Source organism: Bradyrhizobium sp. TM102, assembly GCF_009176685.1.
Classification (GTDB): domain Bacteria; phylum Pseudomonadota; class Alphaproteobacteria; order Rhizobiales; family Xanthobacteraceae; genus Bradyrhizobium; species Bradyrhizobium ottawaense.
The window spans coordinates 4294063-4316175 of the sequence record NZ_AP021855.1 but is presented as its reverse complement, the minus strand read 5'-3'; the positions used below and the strand labels follow the sequence as shown (position 1 = coordinate 4316175).

The 22113-nt window shown below is 64.7% G+C and carries 19 protein-coding genes; 8 read left to right on the top strand and 11 right to left on the bottom strand.

Annotated features, from left to right (window positions below; genetic code table 11):
- Position 1 precedes the first annotated feature (1 nt).
- Together nosZ and GDN70_RS20645 are read right to left on the bottom strand one after the other, a co-directional pair.
- Positions 2-1948: a TAT-dependent nitrous-oxide reductase gene (gene nosZ / locus GDN70_RS20650; RefSeq protein ID WP_038974086.1), complete on the bottom strand. Its 1947-nt coding sequence runs from the start codon at positions 1946-1948 to the stop codon at positions 2-4.
- Positions 1949-1970: 22 nt separating this feature from the next.
- A complete protein-coding gene (locus tag GDN70_RS20645) occupies positions 1971-4196 on the bottom strand; it encodes a NosR/NirI family protein (protein ID WP_244625903.1) in 2226 nt (741 codons plus the stop codon).
- Between the two features lie 250 nt (positions 4197-4446).
- On the opposite strand from GDN70_RS20645, the gene GDN70_RS20640 reads away from it, so the two are divergent.
- From GDN70_RS20640 to GDN70_RS20625, 4 genes are all read left to right on the top strand, one after another.
- Complete coding sequence (locus GDN70_RS20640; protein WP_152102984.1) at positions 4447-5322, top strand: ferritin family protein; 876 nt, start codon at positions 4447-4449, stop codon at positions 5320-5322.
- 488 nt (positions 5323-5810) lie between these two features.
- A complete protein-coding gene (locus tag GDN70_RS20635) occupies positions 5811-6830 on the top strand; it encodes a TRAP transporter substrate-binding protein (RefSeq protein WP_028144644.1) in 1020 nt (339 codons plus the stop codon).
- A 15-nt stretch (positions 6831-6845) separates the two neighbouring features.
- A complete protein-coding gene (locus GDN70_RS20630; protein ID WP_095424157.1) occupies positions 6846-8735 on the top strand; it encodes a TRAP transporter large permease subunit in 1890 nt (629 codons plus the stop codon).
- Between the two features lie 21 nt (positions 8736-8756).
- On the top strand, positions 8757-10406 hold the full coding sequence (locus tag GDN70_RS20625) for an acyl-CoA synthetase (RefSeq protein WP_173015842.1): 1650 nt from the start codon (positions 8757-8759) through the stop codon (positions 10404-10406).
- 112 nt (positions 10407-10518) lie between these two features.
- Here the strand turns inward: GDN70_RS20625 and GDN70_RS20620 are convergent, their stop codons facing one another.
- The 6 genes from GDN70_RS20620 to GDN70_RS20595 form a co-directional block, all read right to left on the bottom strand.
- Positions 10519-11316 carry an MBL fold metallo-hydrolase gene (locus tag GDN70_RS20620; RefSeq protein WP_028144641.1) on the bottom strand — a complete coding sequence of 266 codons (798 nt, stop codon included), beginning with the start codon at positions 11314-11316 and terminating at the stop codon, positions 10519-10521.
- 13 nt (positions 11317-11329) lie between these two features.
- Positions 11330-12106: a TatD family hydrolase gene (locus tag GDN70_RS20615; RefSeq protein ID WP_038946785.1), complete on the bottom strand. Its 777-nt coding sequence runs from the start codon at positions 12104-12106 to the stop codon at positions 11330-11332.
- Positions 12107-12118: 12 nt separating this feature from the next.
- A complete protein-coding gene (metG, locus tag GDN70_RS20610; protein ID WP_152102982.1) occupies positions 12119-14137 on the bottom strand; it encodes a methionine--tRNA ligase in 2019 nt (672 codons plus the stop codon).
- A 108-nt stretch (positions 14138-14245) separates the two neighbouring features.
- Complete coding sequence (locus GDN70_RS20605; RefSeq protein WP_028144638.1) at positions 14246-15292, bottom strand: DNA polymerase III subunit delta'; 1047 nt, start codon at positions 15290-15292, stop codon at positions 14246-14248.
- Positions 15289-15975 carry a dTMP kinase gene (tmk, locus tag GDN70_RS20600; RefSeq protein ID WP_038946786.1) on the bottom strand — a complete coding sequence of 229 codons (687 nt, stop codon included), beginning with the start codon at positions 15973-15975 and terminating at the stop codon, positions 15289-15291. The genes GDN70_RS20605 and tmk overlap by 4 nt, the downstream gene beginning before the upstream one ends.
- 2 nt (positions 15976-15977) lie before the next feature.
- Complete coding sequence (locus GDN70_RS20595) at positions 15978-17240, bottom strand: D-alanyl-D-alanine carboxypeptidase family protein (RefSeq protein WP_038970319.1); 1263 nt, start codon at positions 17238-17240, stop codon at positions 15978-15980.
- A gap of 152 nt (positions 17241-17392) precedes the next feature.
- Here GDN70_RS20595 and GDN70_RS20590 point away from each other — a divergent pair, with 152 nt between their 5' ends.
- The gene (locus GDN70_RS20590; protein WP_028144635.1) at positions 17393-18346 is read left to right on the top strand and encodes an alpha/beta fold hydrolase; all 954 of its coding nucleotides are present in this window, start codon (positions 17393-17395) and stop codon (positions 18344-18346) included.
- On the opposite strand, the gene GDN70_RS20585 is transcribed toward GDN70_RS20590, so the two are convergent.
- A complete protein-coding gene (locus tag GDN70_RS20585) occupies positions 18343-19269 on the bottom strand; it encodes a septal ring lytic transglycosylase RlpA family protein (protein WP_152102981.1) in 927 nt (308 codons plus the stop codon). The genes GDN70_RS20590 and GDN70_RS20585 overlap by 4 nt on opposite strands.
- Positions 19270-20059: 790 nt before the next feature.
- Here GDN70_RS20585 and GDN70_RS35680 point away from each other — a divergent pair.
- Entirely contained in the window at positions 20060-20188 is a 129-nt protein-coding gene (locus GDN70_RS35680; RefSeq protein WP_256379428.1) for a hypothetical protein, read from the top strand.
- Positions 20189-20207: 19 nt separating this feature from the next.
- On the opposite strand, the gene GDN70_RS20575 is transcribed toward GDN70_RS35680, so the two are convergent.
- Positions 20208-20498, bottom strand: a complete 291-nt coding sequence (locus tag GDN70_RS20575; protein WP_028144633.1) for a hypothetical protein — start codon at positions 20496-20498, stop codon at positions 20208-20210.
- A 158-nt stretch (positions 20499-20656) separates the two neighbouring features.
- On the opposite strand from GDN70_RS20575, the gene GDN70_RS20570 reads away from it, so the two are divergent.
- A complete protein-coding gene (locus GDN70_RS20570) occupies positions 20657-21247 on the top strand; it encodes a TIGR00645 family protein (protein ID WP_028144632.1) in 591 nt (196 codons plus the stop codon).
- Positions 21248-21264: 17 nt separating this feature from the next.
- Here GDN70_RS20570 and GDN70_RS20565 read toward each other — a convergent pair whose 3' ends face one another.
- Positions 21265-21585, bottom strand: coding sequence for a DUF1476 domain-containing protein (locus tag GDN70_RS20565; RefSeq protein WP_038970337.1), 321 nt, complete (start codon positions 21583-21585; stop codon positions 21265-21267).
- 258 nt (positions 21586-21843) lie between these two features.
- On the opposite strand from GDN70_RS20565, the gene GDN70_RS20560 reads away from it, so the two are divergent.
- Positions 21844-22068 (top strand): hypothetical protein, encoded by a 225-nt coding sequence (locus tag GDN70_RS20560; RefSeq protein ID WP_152102980.1) that lies wholly within the window; start codon positions 21844-21846, stop codon positions 22066-22068.
- The last annotated feature ends 45 nt before the right edge of the window (positions 22069-22113 follow it).

Below are 22113 nucleotides of genomic sequence, written 5' to 3'. Positions count from 1 at the left end.
GTCAAACCGACTTGGGTTCGACGAACATCCGGCCCTTCATCTCCATATGCATGGCGTGGCAGAACCAGGAGCAGTAGTACCAGTAGACTCCCGGCTTGTCGGCCGTGAAAGTCACCGACGAGGTGGCCATCGGGCCGATCTCCATGTTGATGCCGTAGTTGACGATGCAGAAGCCGTGCGTCAGGTCCTCGACCGCGTCGATATTGGTGATGAAGACGGTGACCTCATCGCCTTGCTTGACCTGGAACTGATCGAGGCCATAGGCGGGCGCGGTGGACGTCATGTAGACGCGCACCTTGTTGCCGTCGCGAATGATCTTCGAATCCGCCTCCAGATTGATGCCGTCCGCCTTGGCCTGCTTGACCGCATCGGCGAACATCGGATCCGCGCGATCGTAGATCGAGATCGGGTTGATCTTCGAGCGGTGGACGATGGTCGCGTCATGCGGCTCGGCGAAGCTCGGGCCGTCGTGCACCAGCTTCATCTGATCGCCCGAAATGTCGATCAGCTGATCATTCTCGGGCTTGAGCGGTCCGACGTTCAGGAAGCGATCCTTCGAGAACTTGTTCAGCGAGATCAGCCACTTTCCATCGGCCTCCTTGGTCTGGCCCATCGAGGAATGGTTGTGACCCGGCTGGTAGTGCACGTCGAGCTTCTGGATGATGGGATTGACCTTCTCACCCTTGAAAGCCCGCTTGGCGAGGTCGATGCTCCACTTGCAGACCTGGCTGTCGAGGAACAGCGTCGTGTAGGCGTTACCCTTGCCGTCATAGGCAGTATGCAACGGTCCGAGTCCCAGCTCGGGCTCCGCGACGACGACGTCGCGCGGCTTGATCTTGTCGTCGAACAGATCGTCGAATTTGCGCACGTCCATCACGGTCACGGTCGGCGAGAGCTTTCCGGCCGCCACGATGTGGATTCCGTCGGGCGCCGTGTTCATGCCGTGCGGATTATTCGAGACCGGAATGTAGCGGGTGTAAGCCGAGCCCTTGCGGCCGTCGATGACGGGCACGCCGTTCATTTCCTTGAAGTCGCCCTTCTTTACGGCCTCTTCGATCCGCTTGATGTTGAAGATGACGACCCAGTCCTGCTCGCTGGCGGTCATTTCGGCGAGCGTGACGCCTTCCTCGCCGTTGTAACAGGTCGCGAAGCAGTACTTGCCCTGGTAGTCGGCGTCGACATTGTCGAGATTTCCGCTGACGATCACCTGCCAGGCCACCTTCATCGTTTCGCCGTCGATCGCGCTGAAGATGGAGTGATACTGCTTGGGATCGTCGAGGACCTTGCCGTCATTGGGCAACGGCACGCCATCCTCGCCGTTGGCGAACACATAGCCCGTGCGCGGATATTTCTGCAGACGCAGACCGTGGACCGTGTGCTGGTTCGGCAGTTCGACGATCTTGTCGCATTTCATGATGTCGAGCCGCACCCGCGCGACGCGGCTGTTGGCCTTGTCGTTCATGTAGGCATAGCGACCGTCATAGGTGCCGTCCGTGAACGAAATATGGGGGTGGTGGAGATCGCCGTTCATGAACGTGCCGCCGCGGTTCTTGAGGAATTCGCGGGTGGCGGGCTGCATGCCTTCGGTCAGAACCTTGAGGCTTTCATTGGTCTGGCCCCAGCCGGTCGCACTGCAGCGGTTGAACACCGGAACACGCATCAATTCGCGCATCGAAGGAAGGCCGATGATGCGCATCTCGCCGGACTGGCCGCTCGAGAAGAACACGTAGTATTCGTCGAGCTCTCCCGGCGCGACCTCGGTCTTCTGCACCGCCGGCCTTGCCGCCGGCGCTTTCGGAGCTGCGTTCTTGGTCTGCGCGTCGGCAGACGAGACGAAGCCGCCGTCCTTCAGCGCCACTCCGCCCGCAAGGCCTACGCCCGCCGCAGCCGCCGTCGTTCCGAGCACTGCTCGCCGGCTAACGCCCTTTGCCTGTTCGTTCTCGCTCATGATTGCCTCCTCGGCTTTCGGTTCAGTTTGGTGGTGGAGTTGCGACGGGTGACGCCACGACAGGCTTGCCGCCGGCGGTGATGACGGTCGCGGGACCCTTGCCGCCTGAGCGCATCGCGGGCGAGGACATCGCCGCGAATTTCTCGCGCTTGAGCCGCACCTGGATCATGTGCGGGCAGCGGTGATCGTCGTAATAGAGTTCCTGGCAATGCATGCAGTAGATGCACTCATTGACGTTGATGTGACCCTCGGGATGGATCGACTGCACCGGGCATTCCTTGGCGCAGCGTTGGCAGGGTGACCCGCATTCTTCCCAGCGGCGGAGCCATTCGAAGGTTCGGATGCGGCCGGGGATCGCGAGCGCGGCGCCGAGCGGGCAGAGGTAGCGGCAGAAGAAGCGTTCGATGAAGAGTCCGATGACGAGCAGGGCGACTGCGTAGGCCACGTACGGCCAGCTTCGCGAAAACTTCAGGATGATCGCGGTCTTGAACGGTTCGACCTCGGCGAACCGCTCGGCCATGTCGACCGAATAGAGCGACAAGCCAAACAGACCGAGGAAGATGATGTACTTGATCGGCCATAGCCGTTCGTGCAGCCCCCACGGCACCGTTATCTGCGGCACCTTCAGCCATTTCGCGGCCGTGTTGGTGAGCTCCTGCAGTGCGCCGAAGGGGCACAGCCAGCCGCAGAACGGGCCGCGCCCCCAGAACAGAAGCCCGCCGGCCGTTGCAGCCCACAGAATGAAGATCAGCGGAGCGGCGAGGAAGAACTCCCAGCGGAAGCCCGTCACCAGCGCATTGGTAAAGGTGACGACGTTGACGACGGAGAGCTGCGCGTTTGCGTACCAGCCGAGCCAGACCAGAACGAGGGCGAGATACCCCCGCCGCACCCAGGTGTAGAACACCGGGCGGCGCACGAGCAGATTCTGGAAGAAGAAGATGCCGGTGAGGGTGGCCAGCATGAACGCGGTGATGCCGATCGAGACGGTGCTCGACCGCCAGATCCGCATCCACAACGGCTCGTCTGCATCCGGGGGCGGGGCGGCCGCAGCGGTGGCCTGCTGCGAGGCCGGAGGCGCCGCGCTCTCCGGTACCGTCACCGCACGCTGCTCGCGGCGTATATAACCGTCGGGCAGGGTGTAGCCGAGATCGAAAGTCAGGAACGCCTTGTCGCGGCCGCCGAGGCTGCGTTGCACCAGCAGTTGAAGCTGCCACGGCTGCGTCGGATCCAGGGTGAACTCAGGCGGGGTGACGAACAGGCCGATTTCCCTGAACTCGGGCGCGCCGACCGCGTCCAGTGCGCCAAGACGGGTGTGGTTGCGGTCGCGGAAGCGGGTGCTGTTGCCGTCCTGCAGGATTTCGATGCGGTCGAAGATGCCGCCGCGGACATAGGCCGACCCCTTGAAGGAGTAGGGGCCGTTGCCGGCGACGACGATGGCCTGCTGCCCCGGTTTCAGGCTGTCCTTCAGCCGCTGATAGCCGTCCTCGCCGAGCAGGCTGCGGCCGATCGTGGGCGCGGTCACGAGCGCCACGTAGAGCTCGATGAAGGTATCGCTCGCTTCACCCGGTTCGGGATACTGGCCCGCCGCGGCGCTGCCGGACTTCGCAAAGGCGTCGTTGATGTCGCCGATGCCGAGATGAAGCCGGCGTACCGAGCCATCGCCGACGAGGCTCTCCCAGTCGCGCACGTCACTGCGCGCGAGATCGAGCGTCTTGACGACGGGGGGAAGGGCTGCCGAAGCCGCCGCGCCGTCGCCGCCACCGACGCGACCGCTGCGAATGAGCTTGGATGCCGCACGGACGACACTGTCGCCCATTACCAGTACGGTAACGGTCGCGCCGCTCACGATGTCGACCTGCGGCGGCTTCTCGGCACCACTTGCGACCGGCTTCATGTCCTTGCCGATCAGGGCGTTCATGGCGGCGACGATGCGGGCCTCGGGAATGCCGACCAGCACGATCGGCTCCTTGTGATCGACGAGCTTGATTCCGGTGATGACGCCTTTCGGATCGATCCCGGCCAGCAAGTGAATCGGCTTGCCCGAGTACCCGACGGAGTTCGCGAAATCGGAGTTGAGGAAGATGAATCCCTGGAGCTGGTCGCCGCGGTACACTGGTACGATGGGCGGATCGCCTTGCGGCGGGCCGAAACGGTCCGCATTCGGGAAAAATTCCGCAGGCGTAATCTTCGGCAGGTATGTTGGTAAGTCACCGGCGGCGCACGCGGGCGAAATATAAGTCAGACACATCAGCAGCAAGCCTGCGAGCGCTAGCGCTGCACGCCTTGCGAAGGCGGTATCGTCATCCGGTCGCATCAACATATCGATACAAATGCGATTTGCGCGACGGACAGAGGCGCGCGTGCCTTGATATCTTCTTCGATGATTTGTCGCCGCTGACATGCAACACTCATCGCGCGCGACTGACTCTGTCAACCCCGCTCTTGAGATTTGTGCGTGCGCGGAACCGGTTCAGAAATCTGCATGTGGAGTCCTTGGTATGCCATTCCTACGCACATCATTGCTCAGTGCTGAGCCCGCAGGTGTATTGGAGTCTCTCGACGAGCTCTTTGCGCTAGCGCATGCAGTGGAGCAGGAAGCCGCCAACAGGTACGAATCTCTCGCGCAAGACATGCGCGGGCAGGGCAAGGCTGATCTCGCCAAGGTATTCACTAAGCTCGCGGCCGCCGAGCGCGAGCACGTGGACAGCGTCACGCAGTGGTCGCAATCGCGCCGCGGCAAGAGCCCGGATCCCGCTTTGGTGCGTTGGGAAGCGCCGGAAGCGCTTGCCCCGGAAGCTGCCGCCGAAGTCAAGACATCGCGGCTGATGACACCGTACCGCGCGCTCGCCATGGCGGTCCGCAACGAAGAGCGAGCCTTCGCATTCTGGTCCTATCTCGCCGCCTATTCCAAGGACCCTGACATCAAGAGAGCATCCGAGGCGATGGCCAGGGAAGAGCTCGGCCATGTCGCGACGCTGCGGAAGGAGAGGCGCCGCGCCTATCATCTCGAACACGAACGGAGCAGCGCCGACGCATCGACACCTCGGCCGCCACAAATCGATGCGCGGCGGCTCGAGCTTCGCCTGATTGCTCAACTTGGCGATATCGAACGGCGCCTGAGCGGGCCGGCCGCGGTCCGGACACGGGACATGCGCCAACAGACGATCGCGATGGCCGACGCCGCCGCGGGCCTCGGCAGCTTTCCGGCCTCCATGGAACGAAAGGATCCACTGGAGATCGCCGAAGCCCTGGTCGACGGCTACCTCGACGGCGCCGAGCGGTCGAGCGACGCAGCCCACCTCGAAAGCCTGCAGCACCTGGCCGAGCGCGCGATCTCGAGACTGGCCTGGCTGCGATCGCTTGCGGCGGAGTGACGCGCTTACGGCAACAATCAGAGCTGCCGCACTTCAGAGCCGCATGGCCGCTCGGCCGGGGCAGTGGCCGCAGGTCCTTCGGCTGCGGAACAGACACCAGGTGTAGCGATAGGCGCTCAGTTCAGGCGAGATCTGACTGGCAGGCCGCGTACGGCCATAGCCCAATCCGTAATTCGCATAAGGTATATTATGGAATATTTTTATATGCAATTAGATCAATTATTTAGGCGGAATTCCTGTCATCGCACCTTCGCCCTCACGCGATTTTCGGTCCGGGCCTCGACGCTGCCCCGGTTCTCGACGGCTCCTGTGCATGGGGTCGTTTTTCAGATTTTGAATCCGGCCCCATCTCTGCGAAAGCCGATATTGCCGGGACCTTGTCCGGCTGCAATAAGCGAGGCCTCGCGAGATCGCAGATGACCTTCAGGCCTTCCGTCCGTATAGGTTTGCGTCTCAGAACAACAACAAACTTCCGAGGAAGCAGACCCATGAGTTTTTCCCGACGCACGCTTCTCAAGGCCTCCGCCGCGACCGCGGTCCTGGGCGGCATCGGTGCGCCCCATGTGGCCCGCGCCCAGAGCGCCGAGTTCACCTACAAATACGCCAATAACCTGCCGGACACCCATCCGCTGAACGTACGCGCCAAGGAGATGGCGGCGGCGATCAAGACCGAGACCAACGGCAAGTTCGACCTCCAGATCTTCCCGAACAACCAGCTCGGGTCGGACACCGACATGCTGAGCCAGATCCGCTCCGGCGGCGTCGAGTTCTTCACGCTATCGGGCCTGATCCTGTCGACCCTGGTGCCGGCGGCCTCCATCAACGGCATCGGCTTCGCGTTCCCGGACTACGACACGGTCTGGAAGGCCATGGACGGCGACCTCGGCGCCCATGTCCGCGGCGAGATCAAGAAGGCCGGCCTCGAGGTCATGGACAAGATCTGGGACAACGGCTTCCGCCAGACCACCTCGTCGAGCAAGCCGATCACCGGCCCTGATGACCTCAAGAGCTTCAAGATCCGCGTGCCGGTGTCGCCGCTGTGGACCTCGATGTTCAAGGCGTTCGACGCGGCGCCCGCCTCGATCAATTTCAGTGAGGTCTATTCGGCGCTCCAGACCAAGATCGTCGAAGGCCAGGAGAACCCGCTGGCGATCATCTCCACTGCCAAGCTCTACGAGGTGCAGAAGTACTGCTCGCTGACCAACCACATGTGGGACGGCTTCTGGTTCCTGGCCAACCGCCGCGCCTGGGAGAAGCTGCCGCAGGACGTGCGCACCGTCGTCGCCAAGAACATCAACGCCGCTGCCGTCAAGGAGCGCGAGGACACCGCCAAGCTCAATGCCAATCTGCAGCAGGAGCTCGCGGCCAAGGGCCTGACCTTCAATCAGCCCACGGTGGCGCCGTTCCGCGACAAGCTGCGGACCGCCGGCTTCTATGCCGAGTGGAAGGGCAAGTATGGCGATCAGGCCTGGGACCTCCTGGAAAAGGCCGTCGGCAAGCTGTCGTAACGCGTTGGGGCCATCATGGCTCATGTCGAGGTCGAGGTGACCGCAGTGGTGGGCGAGGCGGCGTTTCAGTCCCCTCGCCGACCTTCCGTGCTGGCTTCGGTCGAGCGCATGCTCGGTCTCGTCGTCGAAATCCCGGCGGCGATCCTGGTCGTCGCCGAGATCGTGATCCTGTTTGCAGGCGTAGTCGCGCGCTACGGCCTGCACCGGCCGCTGATCTGGTCGGACGAGCTCGCCTCGATCCTGTTCCTGTGGCTCGCCATGCTGGGCGCAGCGGTGGCGTTCCGCCGCTCCGAGCACATGCGTATGACCGCGATCGTCGCCAGCGCCAAGCCTGCCATGCGGGCCTATCTGGATCTGGTCGCGACCTCGGCGGCGCTGGCGTTCCTGGTCTTGATCGTCTGGCCAGCCTGCGACTACGCCTACGAAGAGAGCTACATCACGACGCCGGCGCTGCAGATCTCCAATATGTGGCGCGCCGCCGCGCTGCCGGCCGGCATCGGGCTGATGGCGGCCTTTGCCTTGTTGCGACTGCTGCGCGCGGCCGATTACCGGATGGTCGCAGCTGCCGTCGTCAGCGTTGCCGTCATTACCGGCCTGTTCTGGCTGGCGGAGCCGTTGCTGCGGCCGCTCGGCAATCTCAACCTCATCATCTTCTTCGTCGGCGTCGCCGGCTTCTGCGTCTTTGCCGGCGTTCCCATTGCGTTCGGCTTCGGCCTTGCGATCTTCGGCTATCTCGCGCTGACCACGCGCACGCCAGTCATGGTGCTGGTCGGGCGGATGGACGAGGGCATGAGCCACCTCATCCTGCTCTCGGTGCCGCTATTCGTGTTCCTGGGGCTCCTGATCGAGATGACCGGCATGGCGCGGGCCATGGTGGCGTTCCTGGCGAGCCTGCTCGGCCATGTCCGCGGCGGCCTGCATTACGTGCTGGTCGGCGCCATGTACCTGGTCTCGGGCATATCAGGCGCCAAGGCCGCGGACATGGCGGCCGTTGCGCCCGTGCTGTTTCCGGAGATGAAACAACGCGGCGCCAAGCCCGGCGATCTCGTCGCGCTTCTGGCGGCGACCGGAGCGCAAACCGAAACCATTCCACCGAGCCTCGTGCTGATCACGATCGGCTCGGTGACGGGCGTCTCGATCGCCGCCCTGTTCACCGGCGGCCTGCTGCCCGGCGTCGTGCTCGCGATCACGCTCTGCATGCTGGTGTGGTGGCGCTACCGCCACGAGGACATGAGCCATGTCCGACGCGCCAGCGGTGGCGAGATCGGCAAGACGTTCTTCGTCGCCCTGCCCGCGCTGGCGCTGCCCTTCGTGATCCGCTACGCCGTGGTCGAGGGCATCGCGACCGCGACCGAAGTCTCCACCATCGGCATCGTCTATGGCGCCCTGGTCGGCCTCCTCGTCTACCGCCGGTTCGACTGGTCGCGGCTGTTTCCGATGCTGGTCGAGACTGCGGCGCTGTCGGGCGCCATCCTGCTGATCATCGGCACGGCGACAGGTATGGCCTGGGGCCTGACCCAATCAGGCTTCTCGCGCTCGCTGGCGGCGGCCATGACCGGATTGCCCGGGGGAGCGGCGACCTTCATCGCCGTGTCGATCCTGGCCTTCACCATCCTCGGCAGCGTGCTGGAGGGCATCCCGGCGATCGTGCTGTTCGGTCCGCTGCTGTTTCCGATCGCCCGGGCCGTCGGCGTGCACGAGGTGCACTACGCCATGGTGATCATTCTCGCCATGGGCATCGGACTATTCGCCCCGCCCTTCGGTGTCGGCTATTATGCCGCCTGCGCCATCGGACGCGTCGATCCGGCCGAAGGCATCCGCCCGATCTGGGGCTATCTGCTGGCGCTGCTGGTGGGATTGATCATCGTCGCGATCTTCCCGTGGATCTCGATCGGATTCCTTTGAGGCGTTTGACGGAGGGTGTCGATGAGTGAGCGGCAGAACCAATACAATATCGGGCTCGACAGGACACCCGCCAACTACGTGCCGCTGAGTCCGCTCAGCTTCCTCGCGCGCAGCGCCGCCGTCTATCCCGATCATGTCAGCACGGTCTATGAGGGCCGCAGCTTCACCTGGGCGCAGACCTATGAGCGCTGCAGGCGCTTCGCGTCCTGGCTCGCGCGCAAGGGCATCGGCGTCGGCGATACCGTGGCGGCGATGCTGCCGAACATCCCGGCGATGAACGAGGCGCATTTCGCCGTGCCCATGACCGGCGCCGTGCTCAACGCGCTCAACATCCGCCTCGATGCGCCTTCGATCGCATTCCAGCTCGACCATGGCGGCGCGAAGATCATCCTGGTCGATCCCGAGTTCTCGGGCGTCATAACTGACGCGCTCGCGCAGATGAGCGGGCCAAAGCCATTCGTCGTCGACGTCGACGACGCATCGTTCAAAGGCGGCAGTCGCATCGGCGAGATCGAATATGAAGCGGCAGTCGCGGAAGGTGATCCCGCGTTCACGGCGATTCCGCCAAAGGACGAGTGGGATGCGATCGCGCTGAGCTACACCTCTGGCACGACCGGAAATCCCAAGGGCGTCGTCACCCATCATCGCGGCGCCTATCTCAACGCCGTCAGCAACATCCTTGCCGGCAATCTCGGCCAGCATCCGGTCTATCTCTGGACGCTGCCGATGTTCCACTGCAACGGCTGGTGCTTCCCCTGGACTATCGCGGCGGCCGCCGGCATCAATGTCTGCCTGCGCAAGGTCGAGCCGACCAGGATCTTCGAGCTGATCAAGAGCCGCGGCGTCACCCACATGTGCGGCGCGCCGATCGTCTACAACACACTGATCAACGCACCCGATGCGCCCAAGGGCGGTGCGGCCCGCCGCGTCGTCGGCCTGATCGCCGGCGCCGCGCCGCCGGTCGCGGTGCTCGAAGGTGCAGAGAGCATCGGCATCAAGCTGACCCATGTCTACGGCCTGACCGAGGTCTACGGCCCCGCCTCCGTCTGCGCCGAGCAGCCCGGCTGGGACGAGCTTCCGCCGGCCGAGCGCGCGCGCATGAAGCGCCGGCAGGGCGTGCCCTACCCGCTCGAGGAAGGCGTCACCGTCATCGATCCGCAGACGATGCAAGAGGTGCCGCGCGACGGCGAAACCATCGGCGAGGTCATGTTCCGCGGCAACATCGTGATGAAGGGCTATCTCAAGAACGAGAAGGCGACCAGGGAAGCCTTCGAGGGCGGCTGGTTTCACACCGGCGATCTCGGCGTGCTCGACGAGCACGGCTACGTCATCATCAAGGACCGCTCCAAGGACATCATCATCTCCGGCGGCGAGAACATCTCCTCCGTCGAGGTCGAGGACATCCTCTACAAGCATCCGGCCGTGCTGTTTGCCGCCGTGGTGGCAAAGCCCGATCCGAAATGGGGCGAAGTGCCCTGCGCCTTCGTCGAGTTGAAGGACGGCGCCAGCGCGAGCGAAGCCGACATCATCGCGTTCTGCCGCAAACACATGTCGGGCTTCAAGACACCGAAGGCCGTCGTGTTCGGGCCGATCCCGAAAACGTCCACGGGCAAGATCCAGAAGTTCCTGCTGCGCAACGAAGTGGGATCAGTGAAGGCGATCTCGGCCTGAGCTGATTTCCCATTTCAAATGCGGATCGACGCCGGCGGCGCCGGGAAGTCTCGGCAGCGTTGAGGCTCCCGCTCCATTGCCGGCGAGGCCGTATCGCGCCAGGCCGGTGCGCTCAGTGCGTCTCGAGCCGCAGCCCGTCAAAAGCGGGCACGACGCCCGCGGGCAGCGATTGCCGGATCACTTCGTAATCGACGTCGGCCGTCATGTTGGTGATGACCGCGCGCTTCGGCTTGAACCGTTCGATCCAGGACAGCGCGTCGTTGATGCTGAAATGGCTGACATGGTTGGTGTAGCGCAGACCGTCGACGATCCAAAGGTCCAGATTCTCCAGCGCACCCCAGCTCTCGCGCGGGATGTCGTTGAGGTCGGGTGTGTAGGCCGCATCCCCGATGCGGTAGCCGAGCGCGGGAATGTTGCCGTGCTGCACCAGGAAGGCCGTCATCGTCACGGCGCCGCCCTTCCCCAGAACGGTCTGGCTTTCGCCAGCTTCGATCGAATGCCGCGTCAGGATCGGCGGATAGTCGCTGCCCTCCGGCGAGATGAAGCAATAGGAGAACCGCGACAGGATGTCCTTGGCCGTCGACTGGTTGAAATAGGTCGGGATACGACGGCGCATGTGCATCACGACCGAACGCAAATCGTCCATGCCGTGGGTCTGATCGGCGTGCTCATGCGTCAGGAACACCGCGTCGATGTGATCGACATTGGTCGAGAGCAATTGCTCGCGCAGATCCGGCGAGGTGTCGATCAGGATGCGCGTGGTGCCGTGCTCGGAGGTCCGTTCGACCAGCAGCGAGCAGCGGCGGCGGCGGTTCTTGGGATTGTTGGGATCGCAGGCACCCCAGCCGAGCGCCGGGCGCGGCACGCCGGCGGAGGAGCCGCAGCCCAGGATGGTCAGCGTCAGCGTCATGCGGCTCCCGGTTTCAAGCTTTCACCTTCGAGAACAGGCGGAAGAAGTTTTCGCTGGTCTGGCGCGAGATCTCGTCAAGCGACACGCCGCGCGTCGCGGCCAGCACTTTTGCGACCTCGACTACATGAGCGGGCTCGTTGCGTTTGCCCCGGAACTTGCCGGGCGCAAGATAGGGCGAGTCCGTTTCGACCAGAATGCGATCGGCCGGCAGTTCGGCCGCCAGCGCCCGCAAGGTCTCCGATTTCTTGAAGGTCAGGATGCCCGTGAAACCGATATAGAGCCCGAGTGACACCGCTTTCAGCGCCAGCTCGCGCCCGCCGGTGTAACAATGCAGCACGGCGCGAAACGCCCCCTTGGCCGCCTCCTCTTCCAGGATGCGCGCGCAGTCCGCGTCGGCCTCGCGGGTGTGGATCACCAGCGGCAGGCCGGTGGTGCGGGCGGCGGCGATGTGGGCGCGAAAGCCCCTCGCCTGCGCCTCTGGCGAGCCGTTGTCGTAGAAATAATCGAGCCCGGCCTCGCCGAGCGCGACGACTTTGGGATGCTCCGTCAACGCAACCAGCTCGTCCGGCGCGATACCGTCCTCCTCATCCGCGTTATGTGGATGAGTGCCGACCGAGCAGTAGACATCGTCATAGCGTTCAGTGATGGCCAGAAGCTGGTCGAGCTTCCGGACCCGGGTCGAGATCGTGACCATGCGGCCGATGCCGGCCGCGCGTGCCCGCGATACGATCCCGTCGAGATCTTCCGCAAAATCCGGAAAATCCAGATGGCAGTGGCTGTCGACCAGCATCGCGCAAACGTCCTAGGCTGCCGGCTCGATGTAGCGCGGGAACGCCGGCGTTGGCGCCGGCAGGGTCGAGCCGGGTGCGATGCGCTTGGAACCGCCGAGCATGACGAAGTTGCGCTCCCCGTCCGGGATGCCGAGGCTGTCGAGCAGCAATCCTGAAGCGGTCGGCATCGCTGGCTGCGCCAGGATCGCGATCTGGCGCACGACTTCGGCCGTGACGTAGAGCACCGTCTTCTGCCTGGCCGGGTCGGTCTTGGCGAGCGCCCACGGCGCCTCGCCCGCGAAATAGCGGTTGGCCTCCGCAACCACGGCCCAGACGGCGTTGAGCCAGTGATGGATCTGCTGCGTTGCCATGGCCTCGCGCGATGCGGCGACCATGCCGTCGGCCATCGCCAGGATTGCCTTGTCGTTGGCGCTGAATTCGCCGGGCTCGGGCAGCACGCCGCCGAGTTGCTTGGCGATCATCGACAGCGAACGCTGCGCGAGGTTGCCAAGATCGTTGGCGAGGTCGGCGTTGATGCGCGCCACGATGGCCTCGTGGTTGTAGTTGCCGTCCTGTCCGAACGGCACCTCGCGCAGGAAGAAATAGCGCACCTGGTCGACGCCGTATTGGTCGGCAAGATTGAAGGGATCGACGACGTTGCCGACCGACTTCGACATCTTCTCGCCCCTGCTGAACAGGAAGCCGTGGGCATAGACCCGCTTCGGCAGCGGGATGCCGGCCGAAAGCAGGAACGCCGGCCAATACACCGCGTGGAAACGGATGATGTCCTTGCCGATGATGTGCACATCGGCCGGCCAATAGCGCCAGTTTTTGTCGCTCTCATCGGGGAAGCCGACGCCGGTGATGTAGTTGGTCAGCGCGTCGACCCAGACATACATCACGTGCTCTTCGTCGCCAGGCACCTTGACGCCCCAATCGAAGGTGGTGCGCGAGATCGAGAGATCACGCAGGCCGCCTCTGACGAAGCTCACCACCTCGTTCTTGCGGGAATCCGGCCCGATGAAATCGGGATGTTCCGCATAGAGCTTCAAGAGCCTGTCCTGGTATGCCGACAGGCGGAAGAAATAGCTCTTCTCCTCGACCCATTCGACCGGCGTGCCCTGCGGGCCGAGCCGGACGCCGTCATCGTTCAGGCGCGTCTCATCCTCAGCGTAATACGCCTCGTCCCGCACGGAATACCAGCCGGCATAGATGTCGGCATAGATATCGCCGCTCGCTTCCATGCGCCGCCAGATCTCCTGGCTGGAGCGATGATGCTGCTCCTCGGTGGTGCGGATGAAGCGGTCGAACGACACGTTCAGACGCTCGTCCATCTCCTTGAAGCGACCGGCATTGCGGGCAGCGAGCGCGGATACGGCCATGTTCTCGCCGGCCGCCGTCTGCACCATCTTCTGGCCGTGCTCGTCGGTACCGGTCAGGAAGAACACGTCCTTGCCGTCGAGCCGCGCAAAACGCGCGAGCACGTCGGTCGCGATCGCCTCATAGGCGTGGCCAATATGCGGACTGCCGTTGGGATAGGCGATGGCGGTCGTGATGTAGAAGACGTTGTCGCGTGCGGGGGCGGCAACGGGCGCGGCAGCCTTTGGTGCGGCTGCGGGCGCTGCGGCTTGCGGAGCTGCAGCGGGCTTCGGCGCGCGCGGGGCCTTCGGCTTGGCAGCCTTCGGCGGCGTGGCGGCGGGGGCCGGCGCTGCGATCACAGGCGCGACCAGCCTCGCCTTCTTGGCCACCGTCTTCGCAGGTAACTTGGCGGGGGTCTTGGCTGATTTGTTGGCTGGCTTCTTGGCGGCCTTCTTCACAGCCTTCTTGGCGACAGCCGGCTTCTTCGCAGCCTTCTTGACCGCCTTCTTTGCCGTCTTCACGGCGCTCTTCTTCGCGCCCTTCTTGGCCGTGGCCTTCTTGGTCTTCTTGACTTTCTTGGCCGCCTTGGCGTTGGCCTTGGACGCGCGCGCCTTCACGGCCTTCTTTGCGGCTTTCTTCGCAGCCTTGTTGCGGCCCTTGCCTTTAGCAGTTTTCTTAGCTCGCGTTGCCACGACGAATTCCTTTACCGGCTTCTCGAAATCTGGAGACGAACCTGGGTTCGATTATTGATTTGCGCATGATCTTTCGGAAAACCGCTGCGCACTGTTCCGGATCATGCTTTAGCGCGTTGCGTCCGCCAGCCAGCCGAACACCGAGAAAACCAAGGGCTTTCGTTCCAGATTGTAGGTTTCGGTGTCGCGCGCGGCGCGGACGATCTTTTCCCATACCTCGGCTAGGCGCGCAAGGCGCGGCAGGTTCTGGTTGGCATTGGCCTCGTCCGCATGCAGGCGTTCCGCGATCCAGCGATCGATGCCGTCGATGAAGGCCGCGAGCGCGACGCGGTCACTGGTGCCGAGCGAATCGCCGAGCGTGTGCAATTCGCGCGGATCGACCTGCGGCAGGCGCGCGAGCAGCGCCGCCGTGCGCTGCTGGAGCTTGAGCGCGTCGCCGCCGAGGAGAGTCAGAGCCCGTGCAACGCTGCCCTCTGAGGCCTCCGCCGCCTCGCGCAGCGCTGGATCGTTCGGATCGAGCTCGGCCGCCGACGCCGCCGCCCCGATCACATCATTCGTGGCGAGCGATCGCAGGCGAAGCTTGCGACAGCGCGACTGGATGGTGGCGAGCACGCGCGCGGGCGCGTGGCTCACCAAGAGGAACAGCGATTGCTGCGGCGGTTCCTCGAGGATTTTCAACAGCGCGTTGGCCGCGTTCGGATTGAGCTCGTCGACGGTATCGACGATGCAGACGCGCCAGCCTTCGGCCGCGGCAGTCGAGCCGAAGAAGCCGATCGTCTCGCGCGTCTCGTCCACGGTGATCACGGTGCGCATCACGCCGCGATCGTTGGCGGTACGCTCCAGCGTCAGCAGGCCGCCATGCGAGCCGGCCGCCACCTGCCGCGCCACGGCGTCATCGGGATCGATCGCGAGGTCTTCGGCGCGCTGCACGGAAGGCGCAAGCGGCTGGCCATGGGCTAGCACGAAGCGCGCCATGCGATAGGCCAGGGTCGCCTTGCCGATGCCCTGCGGCCCGCCGATCAGCCAGGCGTGAGGGATGCGGCCGCTGCGATAGGCCGTCAACAGCGCGGTCTCCGCCTCGCGATGACCGAACAGTTTCGATGTCTCGCGCGGATGCGGAATGCCGGTTTCGCGCTCGGTCTGACGCGGGCTCATACGGAAACCGCCGAGGCTGGCGTGGGAAGAAGACGATCGCGCAGCGCCGTCCAGACACGGCCCGCAACCGTGTCAGGGTCGGAATTGGCGTCGATCAGCACGCAGCGTGCGGGATCGTCCTCGGCAATCTTGCGATAGGCCTCGCGCAGGCCCTGGTGGAAGCTCAGCTTCTCGCCCTCGAACCGGTCCGGCGTGCCACCGCCCCGGCGCGCGGCGGCGCGTTGCAGGCCGATCTCGACCGGCAGGTCGAGGATGATGGTGAGGTCCGGCTTGAGATCGCCGATCGTGACCCGCTGCATCGCGTTGATCAGGCCCTCAGGCACTTGGCCGAGGCTACCCTGATAGGCCCGCGTCGAGTCGGCGAAGCGGTCGCACAGCACCCAGGTCCCCTGGTTGAGCGCAGGCAGGATCACGGTGCGGACATGGTCATCGCGCGCGGCGGCAAACAGCAGCGTCTCCGCCTCGGGGCCGAGCAGCCTGCCCATGCCCGACAGCACCAGATGACGCATGATCTCGGCGCCCGGCGAGCCGCCCGGCTCCCGGGTGACGCGGATGCGGAGCTTTGCCGCCTTGAGACGGTCGGCGAGCTTCTTGATCTGGGTCGACTTGCCGGTGCCCTCGCCGCCTTCAAAGGTGATGAAGCGTCCGCGTCCGGACGGCCGCTGTGGCGCGCTCTCACTCATGATCAGAGCTTCTCGGCGCCTGCGCGGAACATGCCGATCACGAGCTCGCTGGCGCCGTCGATCGCACGTCGCACGGTCGAGCCGGTGCCGATCGCTTCGGCCGCATAGACCGGCGTCTCCACCGCGATGTTGCCGCTACGCCAGACCTTGACCACGCCGACCCGTTGGCCGGCCTCGACCGGCGCCCGCACCGGACCGCTATAGACGACGCGCGCAATCAGCTTGTCGCTGCCGTTCTTGTGCACCATCACCTTCACCGGAGTCTTGGCGACGAGCTTGACCGAACGGCTCTCGCCGCCGAACACCTTGGCGTAGCCGACCGGCTGCTCGGCCGCGATCAGCGTGCGGGTCTCGAAATTGCGGAAACCCCACTCCAGCATTTTCTTGGCTTCCGTGGCGCGATCCTCGGGATCTTCCAATCCGTTGACGACGACGATCAGCCGCGTGCCGTTCTGCACGGCCGAGCCGACCATACCGTAGCCGCCCTCCTTCGTATAACCGGTCTTCAGGCCGTCGGCGCCTTCCATCGAGTTGAGCAGCGGATTGCGGTTGGGCTGGCGGATCTTGTTCCAGGTGTACTCCTTCTCGCCGAACAGTTTGTAGAATTCGGGGAAGTCCAGGATAATGTGCCGGGCGAGGATTCCGAGCTCGCGCACCGTCATCTTGTTGGCGGGGTCGGGCAAGCCGTTGGAGTTGCCGAAGGTCGACTTGGTCATGCCGAGCTCACGCGCGCGCTTGGTCATGAAGTCGGCCGCGAAGATCTTCTCGTTGCCGGCCATGGCCTCGGCAAGCGCGATGCAGGCATCGTTGCCGCTCTGGATGATCGCGCCGTGCAGGAGATCGTCGACCGAGACCTTGCTGTTGATGGCGGCAAACATGGTCGAGCCGCCCGAGGGCGCGCCGCCCCGGCGCCAGGCATTCTCGCTGATCCGGTACTCGTCGGTGAGCTTGATGTCGCCCTTCTTGATGGCATTGAAGACGACTTCCGCCGTCATCAGCTTCATCATGCTGGAGGGCGCGCGCAGCTCGTCGGCGTTCTTCTCGAACAGCACGCTGCCTGAGGAGGCCTCGATCAGGATCGCAGTCGGGGCATCGCCGTCGAAGCCGGCATCGTCCGGCTTCTTGGCCCCCTGGATGCTCTGGTTGGCGGCCAGAAGTGCCCCGCTCCAGCCGACGCCCACGACCACAACCGTCGCGATCAGCCCGCGCACCAGCGCCCTCGCGGTGAAGCGGCTGCGACGAAGCGAAGAAGGACGAAATGCCATGGCCAAGCCCTGAGAGCGGCGTTCTAACAGCTGGAACCGGTGCGAACAACACGACGTTGGACGCCTGCCGCGAGATTGCACGATTCTCGCCGCGCCCCTATCGTGGCGCCTTATGTTTCTCGACCAAACCCCTGAAACAAGGCGGAAAAGCGATGTCTTCCACCCGCGTGATCAAGGCCAACGGCATCGATCTCTTCATCCGCGAAGCCGGCCAGGGTCCGCTGGTCGTTCTGTGCCATGGCTGGCCGGAGCTGTCCTATTCCTGGCGCCACCAGATCCCCGCGCTCGCCGCGGCCGGGTTTCACGTCGTCGCCCCCGACATGCGCGGCTACGGCCAAAGCGCCGCGCCGCCTGAGGTTGCCGCCTACTCGATCTTCGACACGGTCGGCGACGTGGTCGGCCTGGTGCAGGCGCTCGGCGAAACCAAGGCGATGGTGGTCGGCCACGATTGGGGCGCGCCGGTCGCCTGGCACGCGGCGCTGTTCCGCCCGGACATCTTCACGGCGGTCGCCGGCCTTAGCGTGCCGCCGCCGTTCCGCGGCCGCGGCAAGCCGCTCGACCTCTTGCGCCAGGGCGGCGTCACCAATTTCTACTGGCAGTACTTCCAGGCGCCCGGCGTCGCCGAGGCCGAGCTGGAACGCGACGTCGCCCGCACCATGCGCATCGTGCTCGGCGGACGCGGCCTTGCCGATCCCACCGCCGCCATGTTCGTGCAGGAGGGCAAGGGCTTTCTCAGCCACGCGACCGCCGAGGAGCCGCTGCCCGCCTGGCTCGGCGAGGCAGATCTCGCCTATTTCACCGAGAGCTTCCGCAAGTCCGGCTTTCGCGGCGGGCTGAACTGGTACCGCAACATCGACCGCAATTGGGAGCTGACGGCGCCCTGGCAGGACGCGCAGATCCATCAGCCCTCGTTGTTCATCGCCGGCTCCAGGGACGCCGTCATCACCGGCCTGATCGGCGCCAAGCGCGTCAACGAGCTCGAGCGCGTGCTGCCCAATCTGAAGCGAAAGCTGATCATCGAGGGCGCCGGCCATTGGGTGCAGCAGGAACGGCCCGACGAGGTGAACGCGGCGCTGGTGCAATTCCTGAACGAAAGCGCAGTCTAGTAGAGCCCGCGGCCGCTCAGGATGCTGCGGGCCTCGGCGGCCCCGTCGGCCGACGACGGCGCATTCTCGGCGGCGTAGCGGCCGTCCTCTTCATAGGACACGGCGCGGGTGTTGTGGACCGCCCGGCCCCGGCTGCGGCTCGAGGCCGACATTTCCGAGGTCGCGTTGAGCGAGGCCATGTCGGCGGAGGTGGTGCCGAGATTATAGGGCCGCCCCTCCGGCATCGGCACGTCGCCGCGAATGGCAACGCGGCTCGATCCCGGCAATTCCGGCACGAAGGGCTTGGCCGAGGCGACCCGGACCATCGAGGGCGACGGCGCCGGAACGCCGGTGCGCAGGGTCGCCAGAAGCTGGCGGTCGTCGGAGCCTTCGAGCGGCGCCCGGCCGACATATTCGACGCGGACCTTGGCGACGCCATTGCCTTTGAATTCAAGCAGTTCGGCCGCCTTGTTCGAGACGTCGATGAGGCGGTTGCCGTGATAGGGCCCGCGGTCATTGACGCGCACGATCAGCGACTTGCCGTTCGAGACATTGGTCACCCGCGCATAGGACGGCATCGGCAGGGTCGGATGCGCCGCGGTCAGCGAGGTCATGTCGAACACTTCGCCATTGGCGGTCAGGCGGCCGTGGAAGTCGTCGCCGTACCAGGACGCCATGCCCTCGGCGCGATAGTTGACGTCTTCCTCCGGCACGTAGGTCCGGCCCGCCACGACATAGGGCTTGCCGACGCGGTAGGTGCCGCCGCCCTTCGGGACCGGGTCCCCGAACGCCACGACCCGGGGGCTCGAGGATACGCCGTATTTCGGATCGACGCGGCTGGCGAATTTGTTGGAGGAGGCGCAATTGGCAAGCGCAACGCAGGCCGCGACCGCCGCAGCACCACGCGCGGCCCGCAAAACCGAATCTGACCGACGGATCCCCATGCGCCCCAAATACCACTTTGCCGGAGGCGTACCCAACCCGCTTTGGCCACGGGGAGCGCTGTCCGGTCCTCTAATCCGAGGCGGCCCACCACCGCGTCGGAAGCGGTAACGATAACGCAACCCGAACACGGCGGAAATGGGGAGCCCACGGCGATCCCGCCGGGATGGTAAACGAGACGTTCGCATTTTTCCGTTGTTCTACGGAGCGATGGCACCGACTCTGTGCCACGGCTGGACATTCTGTTGCGCCAAATCCTCACTCCACCCCCATTGTCGCTGCCTTCACTGGAATTCTTTTGACTGTGCAAGGCCGCACGCGTTCTCTCGGATGCAAGGGTGGGATTTGGAATTTAACGATGATCGAGACGGTTTCGGCACTGATGGGTCTGGTAAGCGCGGGGATCTTCCTGGCCCATGCGTTTGAAGGTTACCGCACGAGGGCCTGAGGGCACTCGCGCGATCGGCAAGCATCACCTCTTTCAAGCGGCGCGTTCGGACAATTTTGATCGATCCGACCGAGCATCGAAAACGAGAGCGGCAGGTGTCACATGCGCAACCATGACCTGGTATCTGACGGCTTCCTGGCATTGACCGCCGGCGGCTTGGTCCTGCTCTGCTCGAGCCTCGTGGCACTGGCGTTCGCCTGAGCCCCGCTCCGCTTCGTTACCCTCCAGCACAGCTCCATCAGGCGCATCAGGCGCCGATGTCCCGCTCCCAATCCGTTGATTGAATTCCCGCGTTCGCTGCCTCGACTCATTTCCAGAGGCCATCACCAACGAGGGTGACGCGAATGCTTGCCGAGAAATTCTTCCTGGTCCTGGAATCCCTGATCCGCGGCGACCGCTCCTATCCCGACGGCAGCCCCCGGGTCATCAGCACCTCCCCGCACGTGCCGGTCAGGCTGCCGGCGCAGAAATAGCCGGCGTCAGGCGCCGCTCTCAGCGCAGGCCCAGCACGGAGCGACGATAGAAGCCGTCACGGGCCTCGTTCAGGCAGACGAAGCTGCCGTCGAACCCCTGGCCGTACCGCTTCTGACCCTTGCGGTAGTAGATGCCCTTCCTGAAGTCGAGCCAGACCACCTTGTCGTGCGGGCAATGACGCTGCGCCTGCGCCTCGTAGCGAAACGGCGTCAGCGGTGTCGCCGAGACCTCCGCGGTGCCCGCGCCGATCATGATCGCGCCGGCGAGCGCGATGCCGCCGGACCATCTGCGAAAGCCGCTCCTCGTCACTCCCCGCCTCCCGATCCACATCGTCGCGCGATGGCCGTTCGGCACGCTAGCACGAAATGGCCAGGTCCGCCGAAGGCGAGACACGCGGGGCGTCTTCCGCCGGCCATGTTGTCGGGCTAGATAAAAGCGATCGTTTCGATTGCGAGGATGCAGCCTGAATGTCGGTTGAGCCTTCACCCCAATCCGAACCTCGTGCCGAACCCCGTTCGCCCCCGCCGCGCCTGGGCCTGCTGCCGATGATCATCTTCGGCTCGCGCTGGCTGCAGCTGCCGCTCTATCTGGGACTGATCGTGGCGCAGTGCGTCTATATCGCGCTGTTCCTGAAAGAGCTCTGGCACCTCTCCTGGCACGCCCTCGATCTCACCGAGCAGCAGATCATGATGAGCGTGCTGGCGCTGATCGACGTCGTGATGATCTCCAATCTGCTGGTGATGGTGATCGTCGGCGGCTACGAGACGTTCGTCTCGCGGCTCGACCTGCAGGGCCATCCCGACGAGCCGGAATGGCTCGGCCACGTCAATGCAAGCGTCCTCAAGATCAAGCTCGCCATGGCCATCATCGGCATCTCCTCGATCGCGCTGCTGCGCACCTTCATCGAGGCCGGCAATCTCGGCTCGAACCGCGCCGGCTTCACCGAGACCGGCGTGATGTGGCAGGTGCTGATTCACCTCACCTTCGTCGTTTCGGCGATCGGCATTGCCTATGTCGACAAGCTCGGTGACTCCGGCACGCGCAAGCAGGCCGAGTGAGGTTACCAACGTCGGCCTTATTGCTTGTCCACTTCGAGCTGCGCCAGCGCCTGGTGCAGGCACTCCTGAAGCTTCAGCGCGACCTGCTCACGCGCGATGCCCTTGGCGGCGAGATCGCCTGACACCTTGTCCACGACATCGGCGATCGCCCGGCTCTCCAGATGGTCCGTCACCAGCGTGGTTGCGTAGCTTGCCGCGGCATCGCCGCTGAGCCCGAGCTGGCCTGCAGCCCAGAGCCCGAGCAGCTTGTTGGACCGGGCGGTGGCCTTGAACATGAACTCCTCGTCGTGGACGAATTTGGCCTCAAAGCCCTGCTCGCGCTTGTCGAACGTGGTCATGGTCAGCTCCATTTGCACTTGCGCTGATGGGTGTCGGACTGGCTGGGGGCGAACGTCTCCGTGCTTCACGTCAGTTCGGATCAGTTGAAGCTTCCGGCGGAAGCCAAACGCCGTCAAGCCTGCCGATGCGCCCCCGCGCCGGGCGCGTGCATGGCCCGCACAAGCCCGGCGCCAGCCGACTTGGCTAGGCAGAGACCGTTTACCGATCGTTAAGCAGACTCAGCGCCGCATGGCTTGGGGCATACCGAGAGCTGAGGCATGAACAAAGAGCTGCGGGAGTTTCGACGGCTTGAACGGGTCTGCCTGGAGCAGGCCGCCCTCTCCGCCATGGACCTCGCGCGAAGCGGGCTGCTCAAGGTCGCCGACGATTGCCGCATCGCAGCCGAAGCCATCGAAGCGCAATCGCCCCGTGGCGCGTTCACCGGTGCCGTCCAGGCGCTGAGGCTGGCCTGGAGCGCGACGAGGACGCCGAACAGGCACTAGCCGGCGGCATCGCCCGGACAGATCGCGTCAGAATATTGCCGGAGG

Bases quoted from the DNA above. Each gene is read 5' to 3' on its own strand.
- GDN70_RS20630 (WP_095424157.1), top strand. From the start codon at position 6,846: ATGGCTCATGTCGAGGTCGAGGTGACCGCAGTGGTGGGCGAGGCGGCG.
- GDN70_RS20620 (WP_028144641.1), bottom strand. From the start codon at position 11,316: ATGACGCTGACGCTGACCATCCTGGGCTGCGGCTCCTCCGCCGGCGTG.
- GDN70_RS20590 (WP_028144635.1), top strand. From the start codon at position 17,393: ATGTCTTCCACCCGCGTGATCAAGGCCAACGGCATCGATCTCTTCATC.
- GDN70_RS20585 (WP_152102981.1), bottom strand. From the start codon at position 19,269: ATGGGGATCCGTCGGTCAGATTCGGTTTTGCGGGCCGCGCGTGGTGCT.
- GDN70_RS20565 (WP_038970337.1), bottom strand. From the start codon at position 21,585: ATGACCACGTTCGACAAGCGCGAGCAGGGCTTTGAGGCCAAATTCGTC.
- GDN70_RS20605 (WP_028144638.1), bottom strand. From the start codon at position 15,292: ATGAGCCCGCGTCAGACCGAGCGCGAAACCGGCATTCCGCATCCGCGC.
- GDN70_RS20645 (WP_244625903.1), bottom strand. From the start codon at position 4,196: ATGTGTCTGACTTATATTTCGCCCGCGTGCGCCGCCGGTGACTTACCA.
- GDN70_RS20595 (WP_038970319.1), bottom strand. From the start codon at position 17,240: ATGGCATTTCGTCCTTCTTCGCTTCGTCGCAGCCGCTTCACCGCGAGG.
- GDN70_RS20635 (WP_028144644.1), top strand. From the start codon at position 5,811: ATGAGTTTTTCCCGACGCACGCTTCTCAAGGCCTCCGCCGCGACCGCG.
- GDN70_RS20640 (WP_152102984.1), top strand. From the start codon at position 4,447: ATGCCATTCCTACGCACATCATTGCTCAGTGCTGAGCCCGCAGGTGTA.
- tmk (WP_038946786.1), bottom strand. From the start codon at position 15,975: ATGAGTGAGAGCGCGCCACAGCGGCCGTCCGGACGCGGACGCTTCATC.
- GDN70_RS20615 (WP_038946785.1), bottom strand. From the start codon at position 12,106: ATGCTGGTCGACAGCCACTGCCATCTGGATTTTCCGGATTTTGCGGAA.
- GDN70_RS20560 (WP_152102980.1), top strand. From the start codon at position 21,844: ATGAACAAAGAGCTGCGGGAGTTTCGACGGCTTGAACGGGTCTGCCTG.
- GDN70_RS20570 (WP_028144632.1), top strand. From the start codon at position 20,657: ATGTCGGTTGAGCCTTCACCCCAATCCGAACCTCGTGCCGAACCCCGT.
- GDN70_RS35680 (WP_256379428.1), top strand. From the start codon at position 20,060: ATGCTTGCCGAGAAATTCTTCCTGGTCCTGGAATCCCTGATCCGCGGC.
- nosZ (WP_038974086.1), bottom strand. From the start codon at position 1,948: ATGAGCGAGAACGAACAGGCAAAGGGCGTTAGCCGGCGAGCAGTGCTC.
- GDN70_RS20625 (WP_173015842.1), top strand. From the start codon at position 8,757: ATGAGTGAGCGGCAGAACCAATACAATATCGGGCTCGACAGGACACCC.